11 protein-coding genes and 1 pseudogene are annotated in these 20,347 nt (G+C 49.2%); 6 read left to right on the top strand and 6 right to left on the bottom strand.

Annotation, left to right across the window (positions count from 1 at the left end; genetic code table 11):
- Positions 1–163: 163 nt before the first annotated feature.
- The 5 genes from J7619_RS01865 (at position 164) to J7619_RS01845 (ending at position 8,552) form a co-directional block, all read left to right on the top strand.
- On the top strand, positions 164–892 hold the full coding sequence (locus J7619_RS01865) for a hypothetical protein (RefSeq protein WP_291193347.1): 729 nt from the start codon (positions 164–166) through the stop codon (positions 890–892).
- Between the two features lie 185 nt (positions 893–1,077).
- Entirely contained in the window at positions 1,078–4,266 is a 3,189-nt protein-coding gene (locus tag J7619_RS01860; RefSeq protein ID WP_291193345.1) for a T9SS type A sorting domain-containing protein, read from the top strand.
- 294 nt (positions 4,267–4,560) lie between these two features.
- Positions 4,561–5,064 (top strand): hypothetical protein, encoded by a 504-nt coding sequence (locus J7619_RS01855; RefSeq protein WP_291193343.1) that lies wholly within the window; start codon positions 4,561–4,563, stop codon positions 5,062–5,064.
- A 181-nt stretch (positions 5,065–5,245) separates the two neighbouring features.
- On the top strand, positions 5,246–6,844 hold the full coding sequence (locus J7619_RS01850; protein ID WP_291193341.1) for a PQQ-binding-like beta-propeller repeat protein: 1,599 nt from the start codon (positions 5,246–5,248) through the stop codon (positions 6,842–6,844).
- 58 nt (positions 6,845–6,902) lie between these two features.
- Positions 6,903–8,552: a PKD domain-containing protein gene (locus J7619_RS01845; protein WP_291193339.1), complete on the top strand. Its 1,650-nt coding sequence runs from the start codon at positions 6,903–6,905 to the stop codon at positions 8,550–8,552.
- Between the two features lie 153 nt (positions 8,553–8,705).
- On the opposite strand, the gene J7619_RS01840 is transcribed toward J7619_RS01845, so the two are convergent.
- A complete protein-coding gene (locus J7619_RS01840) occupies positions 8,706–11,393 on the bottom strand; it encodes a T9SS type A sorting domain-containing protein (RefSeq protein WP_291193337.1) in 2,688 nt (895 codons plus the stop codon).
- A 361-nt stretch (positions 11,394–11,754) separates the two neighbouring features.
- Positions 11,755–11,967: pseudogene (locus J7619_RS01835) on the bottom strand (T9SS type A sorting domain-containing protein); the annotation flags it as partial.
- A gap of 775 nt (positions 11,968–12,742) precedes the next feature.
- Between J7619_RS01835 and J7619_RS01830 the strand changes: the two are divergent.
- Positions 12,743–13,102 (top strand): SnoaL-like domain-containing protein, encoded by a 360-nt coding sequence (locus J7619_RS01830; protein WP_291193335.1) that lies wholly within the window; start codon positions 12,743–12,745, stop codon positions 13,100–13,102.
- Positions 13,103–13,259: 157 nt separating this feature from the next.
- Here the strand turns inward: J7619_RS01830 and J7619_RS01825 are convergent, their stop codons facing one another.
- The 4 genes from J7619_RS01825 to J7619_RS01810 all read right to left on the bottom strand — a co-directional run bounded on the left by J7619_RS01825 (position 13,260) and on the right by J7619_RS01810 (position 20,142).
- Entirely contained in the window at positions 13,260–14,762 is a 1,503-nt protein-coding gene (locus J7619_RS01825) for a RagB/SusD family nutrient uptake outer membrane protein (protein WP_291193333.1), read from the bottom strand.
- An 18-nt stretch (positions 14,763–14,780) separates the two neighbouring features.
- Positions 14,781–18,278: a TonB-dependent receptor gene (locus J7619_RS01820; protein ID WP_291193331.1), complete on the bottom strand. Its 3,498-nt coding sequence runs from the start codon at positions 18,276–18,278 to the stop codon at positions 14,781–14,783.
- An 89-nt stretch (positions 18,279–18,367) separates the two neighbouring features.
- The gene (locus J7619_RS01815) at positions 18,368–19,393 is read right to left on the bottom strand and encodes a FecR family protein (protein WP_291193329.1); all 1,026 of its coding nucleotides are present in this window, start codon (positions 19,391–19,393) and stop codon (positions 18,368–18,370) included.
- 50 nt (positions 19,394–19,443) lie between these two features.
- On the bottom strand, positions 19,444–20,142 hold the full coding sequence (locus J7619_RS01810; RefSeq protein WP_291193327.1) for a sigma-70 family RNA polymerase sigma factor: 699 nt from the start codon (positions 20,140–20,142) through the stop codon (positions 19,444–19,446).
- Positions 20,143–20,347: the final 205 nt, after the last annotated feature.

Below are 20,347 nucleotides of genomic sequence, written 5' to 3'. Positions count from 1 at the left end.
CGGCTTACGATGCAGTGATATGAACTATGCGCTTGTCAAATGATTGTTGCATTGCCCAGGGCTTTTCGTAAGCACTTGTAAAATCCCGTTGTGGGTGGGCAATTATCAAAGACTTCTTTGTAACTTTCGATTACATTTTGTGCACATTATAAACACCGGTCAATTGAAACACTATACACTATTAAAGCTGGCGGCGCTTTCGGCCATTTTTCTAACCGCAATGGCATTTTCCTGCCAGGATCATAACATTCCAGATCCTGTTTCCAATTGCAATCGAATAGATGGCACTCCGCGCGCGGTAAATTGTGAATTTGAATTTGTAAAAGCCGATTTCTTTCGGGTCGATTACTATTCAGGAAAGCCGGATACTACCCGTTACGGAACAGTAACGCCGGGACAACCGGATGTGAAGCTAATAGAGCCGCAATATGGAAGCTGGGTCGCAAGTTACATCAGCCAGTTCTTCTATATAGGTCTTCAAGGCAAGGTGACGATCAAACGCATTGCTCCGCCACCCGCCGGTTCCAACAAATATATTTTAAGAAAGGATCTGGTATCGAGTCCTATCGCTGAATATGATAGCCGGTCAGGCTTTTTTGAGCTTGAAAAGGATGAGGATCTGCCGCAGGTCACTATCGATATTCCAGTGGGCGGCACATATACCTATGATGTCACCTACGATTTCTCCGGTCGGTTTAATTACAATGGCGATTACCTTGACTATCCGCTATTTTCCAATTATTATCTGTTGGTGCAAAATGTAAAAACTTCACAAATGCTGCGGGGGGCGCCTTATAATTATCAATGGTACAGAGACATCGCGGAAGCCAGGATGTCCTTTAACCCGAAAGTTGTGCCGCACGTCTGCGTTCCATGCCGGCAATCCCAATAGATTTACCGTTAGTTTTAGTTAAAAATTTAAATAGGTTCTTAGGCGGTCGCCACACCATTGTGCATTGTCAATACAGTTTGGTGCCATTATTGAACGATAAGCATTCCCAATTGAACTCAACTTTACCCGGGAACTGCTTGTCAGGAGATTCGCCATACACGCATGTTTCTATCAACTAAACAGTCATGATGATCCAGAAAGTCTACTATCTGCTGTTGGCGATGATTCTGTCGGGCTTCTGCCATTTTACATTAAAGGCGCAGCCTAAGGACATTCACGGGCCTTCCGAGTTCGGCGGGTTCGGCGCGAAGGTTACGGTACTCACCAATGGCAACTATGTGGTGACGGACCCGAATTACTATGCACCCAACGGACCTTACAACGCCGGTGCGGTGTACTTATACAATGGGAAAACCCACCAGCTTATCAGTACTGTGACAGGCCATGAAAATGAATACATCGGGAACGAAATCTACCCGTTGCCTAATGGCAATTTCGTCATCAAAAGTTCCGGCTGGTTCGATAGCAACATGCAGCGCGTTGGTGCGGTGACATGGGCCAGTGGTACAACGGGGATATCGGGAACGATCAGTGAGGCAAATTCGATTGTCGGCACAGGTAGGGACCAGTTGCAGGAGTCGGGAGGCATTACAGTACTTCCCAATAGTAACTTTATCATTTCCTGGCCTGGCTGGGCAAACGGTAATGTTCAAAGAGCGGGTGCAGCTACATGGGTCAATGGAGATACCGGCATAACAGGGACTGTTTCCCCGCAAAATTCCCTGGTGGGGACTTCCACTGATGCCGCCATTTCGCAGCGGGGTGTTATCATTCTTTCCAACGGTAATTACGTGGTGGGATCGCCTGCCTGGGCGACCTGGGGTAATGGCAATACGGGTGTTACGGGGACCGTTAGCACTTCAAATTCTTTAAGCTCGGGTGGATATGTGACCGCGTTGAAAAACGGCAACTATGTGGTGGCCAGCCCGGAATGGAGCAATGCCGGTTCTGCGTTGGCGGGGGCCGTCACCTGGGCCGATGGTAACACCGGGCTTACAGGCATGGTTTCGCCATCCAACTCGTTGATCGGCACAACAACTTTCGATAGAGTAGGCTCGGGCGGGGTGATCGCATTGACCAACGGCCATTATGTGGTTAACAGCCCTTTTTGGAGCAATGGAGCCGTCTCGCGGGCGGGAGCAGCGACCTGGGTAAATGGTGCAGGACCGGTTACCGGCATAGTTTCGCAAGCCAACTCCTTGTACGGGACCCATCAGGACGACCAAGTAGGTGCCGGGGCCGGCGCGGCGCTAACCAACGGGAACTATGTCATTTGTTCTCCTTATTGGGAGCGCAACGGAAATGCGGATGCAGGAGCTGCGACCTGGGGTAACGGGTTTGCCGGTACTACGGGTGTGGTTAGCGAATCGAATTCCCTGGTTGGTACACTTGCTACCGACAGGGTCGGGTATGGAGCTGTCGCGCTGACAAACGGCCATTACGTGGTGGGATCGTCAGCGTGTACAATCGACGGCAAAGTCGGCGCAGGAGCGGCAACCTGGGGAAATGGAGTTACCGGGACCACCGGAGTAGTATCCGGTGCCAATTCCCTCGTGGGGCAATCAGAGGGCGACCATGTGGGTACCATAGACGGATATGGACAAATCGTACCGCTGACGAACGGAAATTATGTGGTGAACTCGCAGCAATGGTACGGACAGGCGGGGGCATATACAGCCATCACATGGGGTAACGGAGCAACCGGTTCGGTAGGCGTCGTCAACAGTACCAATTCGCTCGTCAAACTTTCCACCCTGCATAGCGACTACATCAACATCGGCGTTACGCCCCTGGTGAACGGGAATTATGTGGTTACGACGCACTGGTGGGTGGACAACGACCCGGTTCGTCCGCATCTTGGCGCCGTGATCTGGGGAAATGGCCAGGGAGGAACCATCGGGAATATCAGTTCTTCGAATGCGCTGCTGATACCGAAAAATACAGGCGATTATAGCGATGTTATTAAAATTACCCCATTGCCGGACGGCAACTACGTGGCTACTATTCCTATGTATGGAAATCCGCCAGGCGGTTTTGGCACGGGTAGCGCTGCTACCTGGGGTAACGGTTTTACGGGTACTGTCGGAGAAGCCAATCCATGTAACAGTATCGTTGCGCCATTCCCGGCCTACCGCGATAATACTGTTTACAATCCCGTTTATGATTACCTGATTTTCACCCGCTCGGCGGAAAACATGATCACCATTTTCTCTGCAACCAGCAAATCGCTCGGTACCAATGCCGTCAGCGGACAGACAAACGTCCAGGGACCGGCCCGGACGCCGCTCGCGACCGCTGACAATTGCCAGATTATCGCAGCTGTGCAGCCTTCCGGCGCCAGTCCCGTCAACGGGCCTGTCGACGCAAGGGTTTGGGTAGAAAACAGCGTCCCGACCGTAGGGGCCATACCATACCTGACCCGGCACTACGAAATCACGCCAACGAGCAATGCGGCGACGGCCACAGGCACCCTGACACTATTTTTTTCCCAGGCCGAATTCAATCTTTTCAATAGTTCCCCTGCCAGCAATCCTAAATTGCCGACAGGGCCGGATGATACCGAAGGCATTGCTGCAATCAGGATCGGGAAGTATCCAGGCACCAGTGGCAACGGCACAGGTCTGCCCGGCAGTTACAAACAGGGCGTAGCGCTCATCGACCCGGACGATGAAAATATCCGCTGGAGTACGGATTTTCAGCGCTGGGAAGTCACTTTCGACGTGACAGGGTTCAGCGGATTTATTTTGCAAACTTACGACGGCCCGTTGCCCGTTAAGCTGGTTTCCTTTACCGGCGAGCGCCTGGAAAAAGATGTGATACTCCAATGGGACATTGCCGACGCGGAGCATTTCAGCCACTTTGAAATAGAAAGAAGCGCCGATGCCAAACGGTTTGAGCATGCAGGTGACATGGCATTCGATGCAGCAAAGTCGCGCTATCGTTTTCTTGATTCAAATCCATTTAAGCCCTCTCAAACGCTGTATTACCGGCTGAAAATGGTGGATCTCGACAATACCTTTGCTTATAGTAAGATTCTGAATGTCAGTAGCAATGATCTTAACCGGGCCCGGCATTATGTTTCTCCCAATCCGATAACGGACCACATTGATATTCACCTTCGGGATTACGCAGATCAAACCGCTACCGCGCGTATCACGGATCTTTCCGGACGTACCATATTGTCGAGACAAGTGCAGATTTCCAGCGGGAAAATCTCGCTGGATATTACGGACAGGCAGATACTGCCGGGTGTGTACGTGATCAGCATAGAGTCGGAAAAAGAAACGCTGCAATTCAGGATTGTGCGGGAATAAGTCTTTACGGGGGGACGATGAGCCGCAAAGAAAGGCCATCTTAAACGTTTCCTGGCTACATTTGCGACACTAAATTTGTATCCAACATAACTCAATCAATAGCGCTATCGGGAGAGCGGTCTTGTGACAGATAAACCTCGCAGCCCTGTGGAGCACCTGTTACCAGCCTTTCGATAAGGTATAATTACCAACATAATGTACACTCCTACTAAGAGGATAATTAAACGTTTCGTTTTCCTGCTCTTTATTGCAACGGTCGGCTCTCTGATTATCAGCTGCGTGCCAGTCAAGCGAATGCCGAAAATACTGGACGAGGATGTCCCGAACGTAAACCTGGCCTACCAGGTTCAGCATATCGAAATAGTCGACAACAGAAGAAACGTTTCGGCAGGTGAAATGAAAATTCCGACCTTTTCGACTCCGAAAAGCTATGCCAAGCATTCACCGGCCGTTACGGCCGAGCACCGGCACGAAATAGAGGCTTTTTTCAAGAATAATATCAAAGGCTCCGGTCCGTCCGTACAGGCAATCGTTGTTTTGGTTGATGCTTACAAAGAGTTTTCTGCAACGGCGATGTCTGAGAGAGAACGGGGCCATGTCAGGATGGAGGTTACTCTGTATGATTTGGCGACCGATAAACGGCTCATTTCCTGTGAATCCATGGCTGAGTTCGGTGTGGAATCCATAGATGCGGACCAGGAGAAAATGGAGAAAATCTATCGATATTCGCTTCGGCAGGCAGTTTACAAGTGCTTCAAATCTATTGCAATGAGTGCTGATGAGGGGCAGGACTTATAAAAATTTAAGAATTACGCAGCAAAGCATGCTCTAAATGCTATTTCAAACATCAAGGACTACAAGGCGTTTCTGACACAAAGCAAAATTGATGGAAAACTTTGGGCGGGGAGAAAATAATGGCCGGGTACTTTCGATATTTAGAATATAAAAATACCTCACCTATCAGTTCAATATCTAATTCATGAAAAGAAATCTGCTGCTTTTTCTTTTGCTGTATCCTGTTGCAGTCACGTTCTCACAATCTAAAATCCAACCTCTCTTTAATGAGTTTCAAACGGGAATTGATTTCAGGACGAATACGCCGCTGAAAGGTAGGGAAATTGGTTTTGGAATGCCCGTTTTTCGCATTCACCCGCTGCCCGACGAGTCGTCATTCGCGGTGATGCTCCGCAAGAAAAATCCTAACAATGAGATGTGGGCTTTCAAAGGCGAAGTAATGGTTTTCGATATCACCAGCGGACGTACCAAATGGCAGAAAAAATTCAAATACGCGCAAAGCCAGTTGCTCCTGGATGGAGATGTAATACTGCAACAGCGGGGCAACAAGCTGGAAAGGCTCAATCCCGACAATGGGTTGCCGCTTTGGACTTCAAAGGGAATCGCGTTCAAAGTTTTTCCCGAGCTCGACCGGGCACTGTGCTACAACTTGCAGGATAGTGGTCTCAGGGTCATGCAGGGCATCGACCTGGAAAATGGTAAATCGGTCTGGCACAGGTACGTACCGGGTACTTATGGCTGGCAGGACCTCCAAATGCTGGACGACGAGACGGCGCTGATCAAATCGTCGGGCCTGCATTGGGTACGGATTACCGACGGAGAAGGTTGGTCTGTGGACCGTGTTTCACATGCCGAAAAGGTGGATATGAAGCGGGTGGGCCTGGCCGTACTCACCGGCGTGGCAATGGGCGCCGCGAGCGGCGCATTGAGCGGGGGCGCATATTACGCCTACGGGATACCTTACGGTGGAAATGCCTACATGAACCTTTTCCTGGACATTTGCTCGAATGTTGTTTTCAGTAAAGACACGATTTTCTTCGCAGCCAAGAACAAGATCAGCTGTCTCTCGCTGGAAGGCAAAACCATTTGGTCCACCGACCTGAACGAAAAACAAACCAGTAAATCCCATCTGTTCCGGGAAGGTGATGTACTTTACATGATCAACACGGGGCATGCAATGAAGTATGGCAGCCCGGCACGCTTCGGTACACCGTTTATCGCAGCATTCGAAGCGTCCACCGGCCGGCAACTTTTCATGAAGGTTTGGGACGAGCGTAAAAACTACTTTACGGATTACATGATCCAGGGGCGCGATCTCTACCTTCTGCATCGTGACAAACTCGAAATTCACGAATTTTCGCCCGAGGGGCTGACCCAAAAGAACATCATAGACTTGCCCGATGGCGATGAAATACGCTCGTTCGTTTCGGACGAGTTGTTTGCCAAAAAAGATTCGGCCTGCGCGCAGCTAAGCCTCGACCGCGACCATTATTACCTTCTTTCGCAGGCTGGGGACGTCCTGAAATTCAACAACGATTTTGCATTTGTGGAAAAGGTAGACAAGAATATTCTGTACAGGAATTACTTCGAAAATGCCCATTTCAGGTTTCTGGGCAACAGCAGAGAAACATTTGTCGTCGACAAGATTAACAGTATGCCGGTAGCGCACTGTGAAATTCCGGTTTCCGCATCTCGTTTCGGGAGCAGGTTCTATTACCGAAAATCCAACCTCAACATCGCGGAAATGGATATGCGTCCGTTTATGAGTGTATTTATTAAATGATTAATCATTAACGGGATTATTCCTCTCGCGAAAACCGAGAAAATGGCCAATGTCTTTCATGAATAGATTTTTTACCTACATCCTGCTAGCTTCAATTGTTATTGCGTGCCACATCGAGACGCCTCAAAGGCCGGTGTCACGATTCAAATTCACTCCCGAAAATGGATGCAAGGCCCCTTGCACAATTACCTTCATCAGCGAGTCGGAAAATGGGGAGAATATTTGGTGGGATTTTGGCGACGGCAGCGAGTTAAAACCGGGAGATTCTGTAAGTCATCGTTTTGAAGCCGCCAAAAGCTACGAGGTAAAATTGATTGTGAAGGGCGTCGATGGAGGAAGTAGTGGCTTTACTCAGATCGTAAATATCGAAGCGCCCTCGCCTGATGCATTCAGTATATCGGGTGATCAGAATTTTCCAACCGATATCGTTGCCGACGCAAAGGGGAACGTCTACGTTTCCGGCACCGGTAGCGGAGAAATTAACTTCGGAATTGGATTTACGCGCACTTTGTCCAATGGCGCCGACGACTTTTTTGTGGCCAAGTACAACAGTGAGGGCCAGTGCCAGTGGGTGTACACGGGCGGCAGCTCAGGCAACGACCATGCCAATGCCCTTGCGCTCGATAGTGCTAACCATGTGTATTTGACGGGTTTCGTGGGTGATGCATTGCTGGGAGGGAGCACATCTGCCAAGGGTAATTTAGATGGATTTGTAGCGATGCTCGATGCTAACTCAGGAGCTCCGCTTTGGTTCAAGACTTTCGGCGGACCACTAAATGACCAGGGGAGATCGCTGGCATTTTACCAGGCCGCGGAGGGGCCCAAATTGTATCTGACCGGCACCGTCGAAGGGGACGGACAGAACCAGAATATTGAATTTGACAACCATCGGAAACTAGCCGATGAGAGAGACGGTTTTCTGGTAATAATGGATGTGAGCGCTGCGCAGGGTACATTTGGAGACCCGGCATTGATTACAGGCCGGAATATACAGGCCCCCGAGGCAATAGCGGTTGATAAGTCCGGCGACGCATACATCACCGGAGCATTTCTAAGAACGATCAAATTTCCATCGACCGCTCTTGAAGGTGTGGATAGTGTCGATGTTTTTGTTGCTAAATGGAAACGTGCCGGGCCAACATTTCAATGGGCACGCCGTGCCGCTTCAAGTGGTGTCGATTTTGCATATGACATTTTAGTGGACGAAGCGTCCGAAAACGTATATGTGACCGGCATGCATAGCGGGAACCTCGGCGAGTTGAAACTCAATAGTAGTGATAACGAAAACGTCTTTCTCGCTAATTGGAATGCCGATGGTGAAGTCCGGAATAATGCACGCAACGGGTTTAACGAGAAGAATCCGGACTATCATGGCGGCATCGCGCTGACACCCAATGGTGAAATCGTCATTGCAGGATCATTCTCTGACAAAGGGTGGTTTCCCATGAAGGGCAATCCTACGCTAAAAAGCAAAGGGGGGACGGACATTATCATTACCAAAGTCGATCCCGAAAGCCTCAATCCAACCATTGATAGCCCCATCTCGGACGGCGGAACTGATGAGGACCGGGTGAACAAAATTTGTACTATTAATGGCTATGTTTATGCAACGGGATGGTTTTATGAGTCATCGACTTTTAATGGTGTCAGGTTAACCGGCCGCAATTATCCGATGCGAAACACTTTCATTGCACGTTACAGGCTGTAAATTTCTTCCATTTAATGCATGTCAAGGGGCTGACTAAAAAGTCCGAAGTGTCCTTATTTTATTCGGATATCTATCTGGGAGAATTCTCGTATGGGCGATTCCCAGGTCAGAAAATTTACTTTTTAGCCAGTCCCCGCACTAATAATAAGCCTTTTATTTCACTACAAATGTTCTCGTGTGAACGTCTCCGGTCGCAGACTTGATGTGCAACACGTACATGCCCGCGCCTAATGTAGCCACGTTTAACTCACGGTTCGTTCCCAGGTTGTATTGCATGACACGCACACCACTCAGGCTGTACACTTCTGCTTGATAGGAGCCGGTACCCGAAATATCGATGCTTAATTTCCCGTTCACCACCGGATTTGGATAAGCCTTCAAATTACTTACGGACTGATCATTTCTAAGTGATCTGATTTGGCTGTAAGCAAACGTACCATCCAGATCCACCATTTTGAGGCGGTAGTAATTGATACCTGCTGAAAGCATAGTATGTGTATAGTGGTAATCACGTTTAATCACGCTTTCTCCATAAGATTTTACCGTACTCAGGGTAGTCCAGCTTTTGGCATCCCCACTATGTTCTATGCCAAAATAGCTACTGTTTACTTCTTCAGTAGTAGACCAGGTAAGACTGGCGGCAGAGCCTTCGCTTACTGCTGTGAAACCGACGAGTTTTACAGGTAGAGGGGCCGTATCGATACACGCGGTGTGGCAATGAGCGCCGTCGACACCTGATAGGGCGGAAGGCGTATCGGCTAATTTGGCCCTTGTACCTGTGGTAATATCAAATTGATAGAATCCGCCATTATTGGCAATTCCGAAAATGCCATTACAACCACCCATCAGCGCCCCGAAAACACCTGTTCCAAATGCGGTTCCAATATCAGTTACCGCGCCTGTTGCCGGGTCGATTGAAACCAATTGACTATTGCTGTTCCTTACGCCATAAAAGAGGCCGTTATGATACGCAACATCCGATAAAGAGATAGCGGTTGCCGGACTTAGAGAAGTAGCGGTGGAAGTCTTATTGATTACATCTATTTTATAGATGCTACTACTATTATTATGCATCACATACAAGAAACCGGCATTATCAAAATCACCCGCATTGTATTCGGTTGTGTTCTGAACAGGAAGACCTGTAACTGCTCCGAGGTCTACGACACTACCAGTACTGTCTATTCTGATCAAATGATTTGAATTCGCGCCCAGCTCGCTGAGAATACCGTATACGAGACCATCCACAGGATTAAAACCGATCGCATTGTATATGCTTGCTGCCGAAGCACCAATCGGGGTTCGGGTAAGAGGATTGGAGCTATAATTCACATCATAGAGCGTAGTTGTACCGCCTGGGGATCCTGAATAAAGAATTTGCGAGTCGCTGCAAACGAACGCAGGTACTTCGGGTGCCTCTAACCACGTTGCCGATGCTTCGCGGAATGGTTTGGGGCTTTCGCCATTGCTAATGCCCAAAAATCCCTGATAAGCGGATTTTGGGTAGGAATCGCATGGTTCGTATACAATCAGGTTATTTACATTCCAAAAGTTGGGCTGATCATATACGACGCGCACCGTGGCAGCTCCGGCTACTGCACTGGTTACTGAAACTGTTGCCGTAGCAGGTGAGGAGGCGAAAGTAATGGTTTTGTTCACCGAGTCATAAGTCACACCTGAGCCTGTTACCGAATTAATGGTAACACCCGCGGGAACTTCCAGCCTAAACACCCTGACGTGCCCGCCATCATTGGTGAGGTCCACTACAAAATTCTGGGCAATTCCGGCTGGCACACTGGTGCCGGGACCTGCAATTGAGAAATCTGGTTCGATAGGGGAAGGAAGAGATTGGATAGCATCGTAAGCCTCCCCGGCAAGACCCGCATATTTGATGTTCGGATTAATATTGGTCGCGTCTATGGCACTTTGTACGGCCATGAAATTTGCAAAATCCGAAATTGGCTGGGGGGCGTGTGATAAAATATACACCATTCTTGCTGCTACAATTGCATCAATTGGCTCCACTGTCCCATTTTCATTATAGTCAGGACGTGCAGTAGGATGAAAGACAAACTCGCCTGGATAGTTAGCATTGCCTATTGATGGTGCGTCCTCACCGTAATCGGTACAAAAAGATATTTGCGAAGAAACCAATTGCTTTGAATCGTTAAAATAGGCAGTAGCGATTGGGACAGCCCAATCCGGATAATTTTCAAGAGCGATATAGGAATTAGGTGTGATGAAATTAGTCCAATAAGCCACCTGAAAACCGAATGGCGAGGTTACAACCTGATCTCCCGTCGTGTAAGTGATTCTGACATTAAAATCACCGCTTGATCCAGCCGTCGGGCTCTCAAAAGTAACGGTGACCGGGCCATTGTAAACACGTGTTTGCAATAGATAAGAACTTGCATTGGTACTATTAATTACTTCCGCAGGAACGCCAGTAGCAAGAGTCCCCGGATATACTTTGATCGTGGCAGAAGTACCGGACATATCCAGAAGGTCGAATCGCAGCACAGCCCGGCCAACAGTCCCGTCAGTAAATTCGGGATTAATAGTAACTGTACGGAGCGGATATACTGCATTCTTCGGCTCTTCAGTTACGAATCTTCCAGCAGTACAATGAGGGTCCCCACTTTTCCCCGCGGGTAGCGTAGCGGGGAAGAAGAAACGGTTATTCTCGGTACCTGTAAACCAAAAATATCGTGTGCCTCCATCCAGAACAGGGCAGGGCTGGGCATTGCTAAAAGCAAAAGCCATCAAAACAAATAGCACAGCGTAAGCAATGCAGCTGACACTTTTTATCAAGCTGCTTTGTGAAGAGTAGTAGTTAACCATAGAAATTTACTGATTAGAATAAAAATTGTTTTAGCATTCGGATAAATACAGGGTTGCGGCAGTTATTAATTCCGTTCGGATTTCTTCAAAAAAGCTTGATGCATGTCCTGCTTGTGATTTATCGATATACGATTGCTAAATACTCGATTTTTAGCTATATCAATGGGGGAAGAAATTGTCAACTTGGGGTGGTTTTTTGGGCTTGATGTATTTTAATATGTGATTTCGTATCTCCGCCAGTAAAGGTTAATGCAAAACGGGGCGAAAAATGCCCCGTTTTAAATGTTTTCAAAAATTCACAGTTACTTTATACCGGTTTTCCCTTTCTATCACACGTCCTTTCTCATCCTCAATTAGAAAACTATTTTCCCTTAATCACCTTTTGTGAAACAGAATAGCCATCGGGCGTTTGAATGTTGATCAGGTATATTCCATTCGGAAGAGACCGAATGTTAACGGTTTTCCTGGTTTCGCCTTGATGAATGAGGTCTTCGATCAGTGTGCGCCCGGAAGTGTCCAGGATTTTAATCGTTTCCGCGCCGCCTAACCCGTCGATGGTCAAATCATCGGTTGCAGGATTAGGGTAGGTATGAGTAACAGCGCCATTTTCCGAAAGTCACTACTCGGATAATTGTTCCACGTGTTGTAACCTATCGAGTTAACTCTCGCCGGCAATGCTCCCAGCAAGGTTCAGGCGCCTGTGGTGACATTGTAGCTATAAAGATTCGAATTTTCGGTATTGGGCCCGCTCACTTGATAAGCAAGGCTGGAACAAGCAAATGGTGTAGGTTCTTGCGCTGAGGCAAAGGGAATACCGGACAAATACATGAAAATTAAAAATGTTGTTTGAAGTAATGGTTTGCAGTCAAAGATTTTTTTTTCACTTGCTACGAGGTTTAAGCCGTGAGTAAATCAATTGCTTTTCTGTTTTGAGGGTGCGCTTGACTTGAATCGGATTATTTTAGACCAATAGAATATTGGTTTAAAAGGAGGGGTAAATGACAATATCGATTGCGTGATATTGACTATGTGAATGGATCATTTAAAATGAATTTCATTCACATTTAAAACTAATTATGTTTTCCATATTTTAGGCATTGTTGCCTCGGAATGGAATGGCAACAACCATGAATTGGCTGCGTCGTAATATTAAAAATTTGTCATGAAACGGATGGGGCGTTTTCTTGTCAAATAGGGGGTAGAATATTGTCAAAAAAATATATCATAAGTCAGCCACCGCATTAGACGGGCTCACCGATATCAAGGCATCGAGGAACACTTTTTGCTGGCCGATTTGAAAGGGAGGTCTTTTATCCGAATCCTATTGTTATCTCTAATCACTAATCGTTATGACTATCGACCAGATTGCAGCCCGTTTGGCGGATCATTGCCGCAAAGAACAATTTACGCAAGCTCTTGAATCGCTGTATGCAGAAAATGCGGTAAGCATCGAACCGTCTGAATTTCCGGGCTTTGATAAGGAAACCAAAGGGTTGAAAGCGATGATGGAAAAAGACAGGAAATTTAGCGCGATGGTGGAATCCCGGCATGGCACTACCGTTTCAGAACCACTAATTGCGGGAAATTCGTTTTGCTTTGTCCTGTCGATGGACATAAAAATGAAGGGTAGGGACCGGGAGAACCTAACTGAGCTCTGCGTGTATACGGTGGCTGACGGAAAGATTATTTCGGAGCAATTCTTTATGTGAAAATAGCCTTGAAATGGCCGTAAATGGGCTACGCCGATACGAACAAACGGGCAATTAGTGAGCGAACGAGCACGGGCCCATAAACACAGGCCCATAAAAAAGCGGAAGAGCAACACGCTCTTCCGCTTCTGATTTGAACGAGTACCACCCACGGGCATCATTGGTACCCGGCAGTCTGCACCAGATTGGGGTTTTTGATAATCTCGTCGGCGGAAATCGGGTAATAATTATGAAATGGCTTGATATTGGCGGCGCCTACCGGATTGTCGTCTGCCACGGACTTGACGGCTTCGAGCAGTTTTCCCCACCTTACCAGGTCCGGTCTGCGCTGGTATTCCCCCACGAATTCAACGGCACGTTCTTTCATGATTGCCTCCCGCAGATTGTCTTTGGAAAGTCCGGCCACCAATGGTTTCAATCCCGCACGTTTTCTTGTTTCGTTCATCCATTTTGCACATTCGGCTGTGTTCCCCTGTTCGTTATAGGCTTCCGCCAGCATTAGCAGTACATCGGCATACCGGAGCACATACAGGTTCTTGCCGCTCGCCTGCGCATTGGCTTCCAGGTCCCAGAATTTGGGGCCATACCAGGGGTGATTTTCCTTAGGCCAGGTTTTGAACTTCTGGCCATTGTAGCCATAACCGAGCACAACCTCCCTGCGCAGGTCGTTGGGTTCAAACATATCCACCAGTTTGGCTGTGGGGATGTAAACATGCCATCCGTCGATTACATATTTACCAAAATCAACCCCCGCGTAGGTGCTCAATCCCGCATCACGCGTGGGCATGTAGTAGTTCACCAGCTGGTGGGTCCGGACGTTGTTGGATGTAGCCGCGTTGCGCAGGAATTGCACGGCGAAAATAGATTCCGCATTGTTTTTATTCCGGTTCCAGATGTCGAAAACATCGGCATAGCTGGGAAGCAGGGAATACTTGCCGCTTTCAACCACCCGCAATGCGGTCTTTTGTGCGTTGGCCCAATCCTGGTTGTATAAATATACTTTGGCCAGGAGCGTCAACGCGGCTCCCTGGGTTACCCTGCCCGCGTCGCCGGCGCTCGTAGTCAATGGAAGCGCTTCCACGGCTTCGCTCAGGTCTTTTACGATTTGCGCGCGTACATCTGCAAGCGGGGCGCGCGGAAGCTGGCTTACGGCATCTATGTCCAGTTCGTCGGTCCAGAGCGGTACATCGCCAAATGTATTGGTCAAAATAAAATACCACAATGCCCGAAGGAACTTCGTTTCGCCCACAAGCCGCGCTTTGATTTTTTCGTCGATAGGCGCTTTCGATACCCGGGCAATCACCATATTACTGTTTTTGATGGCACCGTATAATGTCCCCCACATTCCGCCCGTCCCGGTGTTCCCCGAATTGAATGTAAAGTCGTTGGGCACAAGGTTATTAGCGTCTGTGCTGAACGAGAGGTCGGTCCCAAGCTCGGTCATCGACCAGAACGCCGTAGCGCCATAAACGCCATACAGGGATGAGTAAACGCCGTTCACTGCCTGGGTACACTGGTCGGCATTGGTGAAAAAATTGTCCGGCGCTATAAACGTTTTTGGATCTTCGTTCAAAGCGTTATCGCATCCTTGTAGAAAAATGCCGCCGGTCAGTATGAGCAGGAATGCGTATATTTTCCCGGCCTTTAGTTGGATTTTCATCTTGATAATGAGCATGAATTAGAACGAAACATTTAAACCGAATGTAGCGACACGGGCATTAGGGTAACTCCCGTTATCCGCCGCGATGATCGTGGAACTCCCGCCTCCGTTGTTGACTTCGGGGTCAAAACCATTGTATTTGGTCAGCAAAAACAGGTTGGAGCCGCTTACATAAACCCGCATGTCTTTGATGACTTTTTTCAGGAAAAGCCCGCCCAGGTTGTAGCTGATCTGCGCCGATTTGAGCCGGAGCATCGAAGCATCGTGCAGAAAACGGCTCGTGGGGATATTATCACGTGAGTTGACGGCCGGGATGTCCGAGTCAGGGTTTCTTTCCGACCAGCGGTTAACCATATACCTGAACTGGTTGGTCAGATAGGCACCGGTCCCCATGAAAAACTCCTGCCCGTTATACATCTTGTGCCCCTGGCTGAACTGGAAAAAGAAATCGAGCGACAGTCGCTTGTAGCTCAGTGTGCTTCCGAAGCCGCCGTAAACTTTGGGGTTAGCCGGTGCAAGGTAGTGGTAGTCCACGGTGTTCAGCACCCCATCGTGGTTGTAATCCAGATACCGCGGGCCACCGGGTTTGTAAAAGCTGGCGGCAGATACGTAGGTCCTGTTGCCAGCGGCCTTTTGCAGCTCGGCGTCGATTTCAGCCTGGTTTTTCCATGTGCCGGCATATTCGACACCGTAGTTGGCCCCGATAGGGATGCCCTTTTCCAGGTAACTGGTAATCACACCATAGCCGAATCCGGCATCGAGTGCTACCTTGGTAAGCGGCCCGATGTCCGTTACCTCCTGGCGGTTGGTCGAGATATTGATCACGGCATTCCAGCTGAAGTCGTTGCGCCGGATCACATCCCCGCTGATCGAAAAATCAAAACCTTCATTCAAAGATTTCCCGAGATTAACCAGGCGCGAGGAATACCCTGTTTGCGAGGGGACCTGTACGGTAAGCAGCAGATTTTTGCTCAGCATCCGGTAGTAATCAGCCACGAGATTGATCCTGCCGTTAAAAAGTTCGAAGTCCAGACCGGCATCCAGCTGACCGGTGGTTTCCCAGGTAAGTTTGTCGTTCATGAGGTTACCTTGCGTGTACCCCAGGGCCTGCGTGCCACCAAAAATGTAGGAGTTACTGTTGGCATTCAACGACGCCAGCGACTGATAGTTGACAATCCCCTGGTTTCCTGAAACACCATAAGTCAACCGAAGGGAAAGGTCTGAAATGAAGTGTTTGATCCGGGAGGTCTCATAAAAAGGCTCGGCGGATACCCGCCATTTGATGGCGCCCGACGGAAAAAAGCCCCACTTTTTGCCTGCCGCAAAGTTGGACGCGCCGTCGCGGCGGCCTGTGAGCGTCAGGTAATACCGTTTTTTATAATCATAATTGATACGGCCGAGGAAAGAGACGATCGTATTTTCGTCGAGATTGGAAGCAATGCCCCTGTACGCCTGTTCCGTCAGGCCGAGGTTGTTGTATTGGGTAATGTCGTTGGTGAGCTGGCCACCCGATGCATACAGCCGGTCGACTTTCCTGGATTGGTAGCTGTTGCCGATCAGGAAATCGATGTGATGCTTGCCGATGCTCGTGGAATAGTTCGCCGTGTTCTCGTTAATCAGGCTGGTTGTGTTGTAAATATCCGATGATGCCGATCCGTACATGGCGTTGTTGAGAATTTTGGTAGGCATGTCGGACGGGCTGTAAGTGTCGCCGCGCTGGTTGATGAAATTGATTCCCAGCGTCGATTTCAATTTTAGTCCGCGGATCGGTTCATATTGCAGATAAAAGTTTCCAATCACATTGTTGGCGACCTGGCTGTTTTTTACTTTGTCCGTGATCGCGACAGGGTTGTCGATATGCCCACCCGAATACCAGATCGGATTGAAAGTTTCATAGGAACCGTCAGGTTTGTAAACCGGCATGGTCGGCGGCAGGTAGAGGTACGACGACGCCCAGTTGCTGTTGGCACCCAGTGCGATACTGGTAATCTGCCTTTTTTCACGGCTTATATTCAGATTAATCCCCAGGTCGACTTTGGAAGAAAGGTTTTTGGTGAAATTCAGGCGACCCTGGTAGCGCTGAAAGCCGGTATTTCTGATGATCCCCTTCTGATCCAGTACATTACCCGACAAAAAATAGGTATACCCGCGGTCGCCGCTCGCCCCGCCCGATGCCGAAAGATCATAGGTCGAAAAAGGGGCCGTTCGGGTAACGGCATTCATCCAGTCGGTTCCTCTTTCGCCTCTCAGATTGACGATGGAATCGACATTCGGATAAACAATAGGCATTTTTGCGTCAATCCGTGCTTCGTTGATGAACTCAGCAAACTCGCGGGTGTGCATCAGATCGAGTTTTCGGGGCAACTGCGATACGCCGTGACTGGTAGAAAAACGGAAATCGTTCCGGCCTGCCTTTCCTTTTTTGGTAGTTACGAGCACCACACCATTGGCCGCGCGGGAACCGTAAATAGCCGTGGTGGATGCATCTTTCAGGACATCGATACTCTCTATGTCGGCAGGATTGATGGAATTGAGGTTCGTGCCGCTGGGGTCGACAATGCCGTCGATGACGTAAATCGGCTCGTTGGTAGCGCTGATAGACCTCGATCCCCTAACCCGGATTGTCGTAGGGCTGCCGGGTGCGCCATTGGTAGATTTGATGTAAACCCCGGCCATACGTCCCTGTAACATCTGGTCTACGCGTGTCGCGGGTGTATTTTTAAGATCCTTTTCGACATTAATCGAAGACACGGACCCGGTCAGGTCCTCTCGTTTGCTATCTCCGTAACCGATGATCACGACCTCGTCGAGGGCCTTGTTATCGACCGACAACCGAACGTCGATCACGGATTGGTTGCCGACAACCACCTCGCGACTGGTGTACCCCACGAAACTGAAAATGAGCGTAGGGGAGTCCTCGGTGGTCGCCAGCCGGTAACGGCCATTCTCATCCGCGGTGGTACCATGCGTAGTGCCCTTCACCACGATGCTGACACCCGGCAGAGCCCCGCCGTCATCGCCGGTGACCTGCCCCGTGATGGTTTTTTCTACCACCACTTTCTTCACCGCCGGCAGGGCCATGGAAGCGGTGTAGATCAAATTTCTCTGATTAGATACACCAAAGAACGAAGGGACTACGTACGTGTTGATTTTTGCCTTTTCCCCGGGCGCTTTTTCCATCACCATGTATCCGCCATCGTTGGTCCGTTTATAAGTCAAACCCAGGGGCTTCAATATGCCGGAGATGTTTTTTTCAAGGGGCGCTTTGTAGTTGACCTTGTCTGCACGGACGGTTAAGCCGTTGACACTGTGATCGAAAAAGACGATGTCGACACGGTAATGGGCCTGCAATTCCCTTAGCACGTCTTTTAATGCCCGTGTGGCGGGTTGTTTTTTCGAGGGTGTTTTCTCGATTCGTAACTGGGCCGAGGCCAGTACCTGGGCGACACCGGGGTTGAGGACCCCGAGCCAAACGTTTAACAGGAGCGGAACTGGTAGCAATCGCGTGAGTCGCATAATAGGAAAATAAAGTGACAAGAGTTCTTTGCTTTTCCCGGAGACGATTTACATCCCCCTCACTACGCGAATGTTAACTAAACTTAATATTATAATGCGGTGGAACGCGACAAGGTGACGGTCTGCCCCTCTCGGTGCACATCGAGATGGGCCGCTTCTTTCAGGAAACTCAGGAGCATATCATCCGTACGGGCTGTGAATGTGCCGGTGATGGTCATCCGGGCAATCGTAGAATCGGCAATCCGGAGATCCACGCCGAAATGCTCCCTGAACAATGGCGCGAGCTCGGCCAACGGGGTCTGATCAAAAATGAACCTGTGTTTTTTCCATGCCGAATAATCCTCGCCATCGGCAGTCCGGCGGAGATTCGCATTGCCCTGCGCATCAAATGTTACCAGCTCGCCCGGTTTGAGCGTGAGTGCCCGGCGGCTTCTCTCCCCGCCATACAGCAAGCGGACCTTTCCTTTCGTAAGCACGACTCTGGACGTGGATGGGCGGGCATTGACGACAAATTCGGTACCCAATACCACTACATCAAAGCCGCGCGACGTTTTTACCGTAAATTTCCTGTGGGTGGGGGTGGGCCGGACGGAGAACTCTGCTTCTCCTGTCAGAACGACTTCCCTGTCAAACCGTTCGAAGCCGAGCCGGGGTACCAGCAGCGAAGAATGAGCGTTGAGCGTAACCAAGCTACCGTCGGGAAGCCTGACAGCCCTGATTTCACCGAAAGCAGTGCTATGCTTTTCGTACAGGAGCCGGTCTTTGAACAAAGCGATGCTCCCTCCCAAAACAATCAGTGCGACCGCGGCCGCGAGCCAGCGTTTACGGTGAAAAAGGCTTTTCTTTTCAGGCAATGCTTCCTGCAATTTCACGGTTCGTTCATCGCCGCTCTCTGCGTCGCGCCGTTGTTCCAGACCCGCGCGATGCCTCTCCAATGCCGCTTCGAGATTCGCTATATATTGGGGATAGGTGGTTTCCCATTCGTCCAGGCAAACAAAAAAAAGCTCCCGGTTCGCCGGAATTTTTGCCCAATCTTCAATCAGCTCATTTTGCAGGGGCGTGGTTTGCCCTGCAAAGTAATTAAAGAGTAATTCGTTTGTCACTTGCAGTTTCATCAATCTCGGTAATTAAACAGCCTTGTTACCGGCCATGTACCTTCCATCGCTTAAAAAAGTCGATGGAAATAAAAAAACAACAACAGGAAAAGCCATTTGTCGCGCAATATCCTTCTGATTTCCTGGGTGGCCTGGTAACTCAATGTCTCAACCGACCGGATCGGCAACCCCAGCTCTTCGGCGATTTCCACGTATTTTTTGCCTTCAAATCGGTGTTTGAGGTAAACCTGCCGCCTTTTCAAAGGCAGCGATTGCACCGCATTCTCCACGTCGTGGTACAGTTCCTCGTACTGCGTGATCGAGTCGGGATCGAATGCGATCGACGCGGGAATTTCGCCCGATTGTTCATCCAGCGGGTTACTCCGCAACAGTTCACTTTTCAGGTAATCGAATGCCCTGTTACGGACAGAAGTATACAGATAGGCCCTGAATGATGTAGTGACAACCTTGTGGAGCTTATTAAGCTGGAATTCGAGAAAGATATCCGAAACAATGTCTTCCGCTATTTCCCGGGACGAGACAAACCGGGCCGCATGGCTGCACAGTTTAAGATAATATCCCCGGAACAGCAGGATAATGCCCGTATCGGGGTCCTCTTCAAAAGCTTTTCGGATAAAGAGTTCCGAGTCCGCGGGGAGCTTTTCGGCACGGGTGGGCGCCAGCCCTCCTGCGCGGAACGTAGCTTCTGTGCGGCCATCTTGTTGTGAAGAAACCTTTTCCCCTGAATGAAAAGTTTGGTCAGATATCATGATCAAATCGAAAAGAACAGGCCATCACAGTTGCGTTATTTGTCAGGAGACGATCATACCCCTGCAAACTACGCTGTTTTTTTTCGGGAAAGTGCTCCCGCGCTCAAAAGTCGCGTAATCTCACCTTGACGTCGGGTAAGGGTACGATTCATTTCCATAAGTCAATTCAAATGTCGTTTTGGTGTTCTATTGTTGCTAAATTGCC

The organism is Dyadobacter sp. (assembly GCF_017744695.1).
In the GTDB taxonomy this organism is placed as follows: domain Bacteria; phylum Bacteroidota; class Bacteroidia; order Cytophagales; family Spirosomataceae; genus Dyadobacter.
Note: the sequence above shows the minus strand (reverse complement) of the source record. Positions and strands in the feature narration are given on the sequence as shown.

Coding starts and splice junctions, on each gene's coding strand:
- J7619_RS01825 (WP_291193333.1), bottom strand. CDS start 14,762: ATGAAAATCCAACTAAAGGCCGGGAAAATATACGCATTCCTGCTCATA.
- J7619_RS01815 (WP_291193329.1), bottom strand. CDS start 19,393: ATGAAACTGCAAGTGACAAACGAATTACTCTTTAATTACTTTGCAGGG.
- J7619_RS01830 (WP_291193335.1), top strand. CDS start 12,743: ATGACTATCGACCAGATTGCAGCCCGTTTGGCGGATCATTGCCGCAAA.
- J7619_RS01845 (WP_291193339.1), top strand. CDS start 6,903: ATGAATAGATTTTTTACCTACATCCTGCTAGCTTCAATTGTTATTGCG.
- J7619_RS01810 (WP_291193327.1), bottom strand. CDS start 20,142: ATGATATCTGACCAAACTTTTCATTCAGGGGAAAAGGTTTCTTCACAA.
- J7619_RS01860 (WP_291193345.1), top strand. CDS start 1,078: ATGATGATCCAGAAAGTCTACTATCTGCTGTTGGCGATGATTCTGTCG.
- J7619_RS01820 (WP_291193331.1), bottom strand. CDS start 18,278: ATGCGACTCACGCGATTGCTACCAGTTCCGCTCCTGTTAAACGTTTGG.
- J7619_RS01850 (WP_291193341.1), top strand. CDS start 5,246: ATGAAAAGAAATCTGCTGCTTTTTCTTTTGCTGTATCCTGTTGCAGTC.
- J7619_RS01855 (WP_291193343.1), top strand. CDS start 4,561: ATGCCGAAAATACTGGACGAGGATGTCCCGAACGTAAACCTGGCCTAC.
- J7619_RS01840 (WP_291193337.1), bottom strand. CDS start 11,393: ATGGTTAACTACTACTCTTCACAAAGCAGCTTGATAAAAAGTGTCAGC.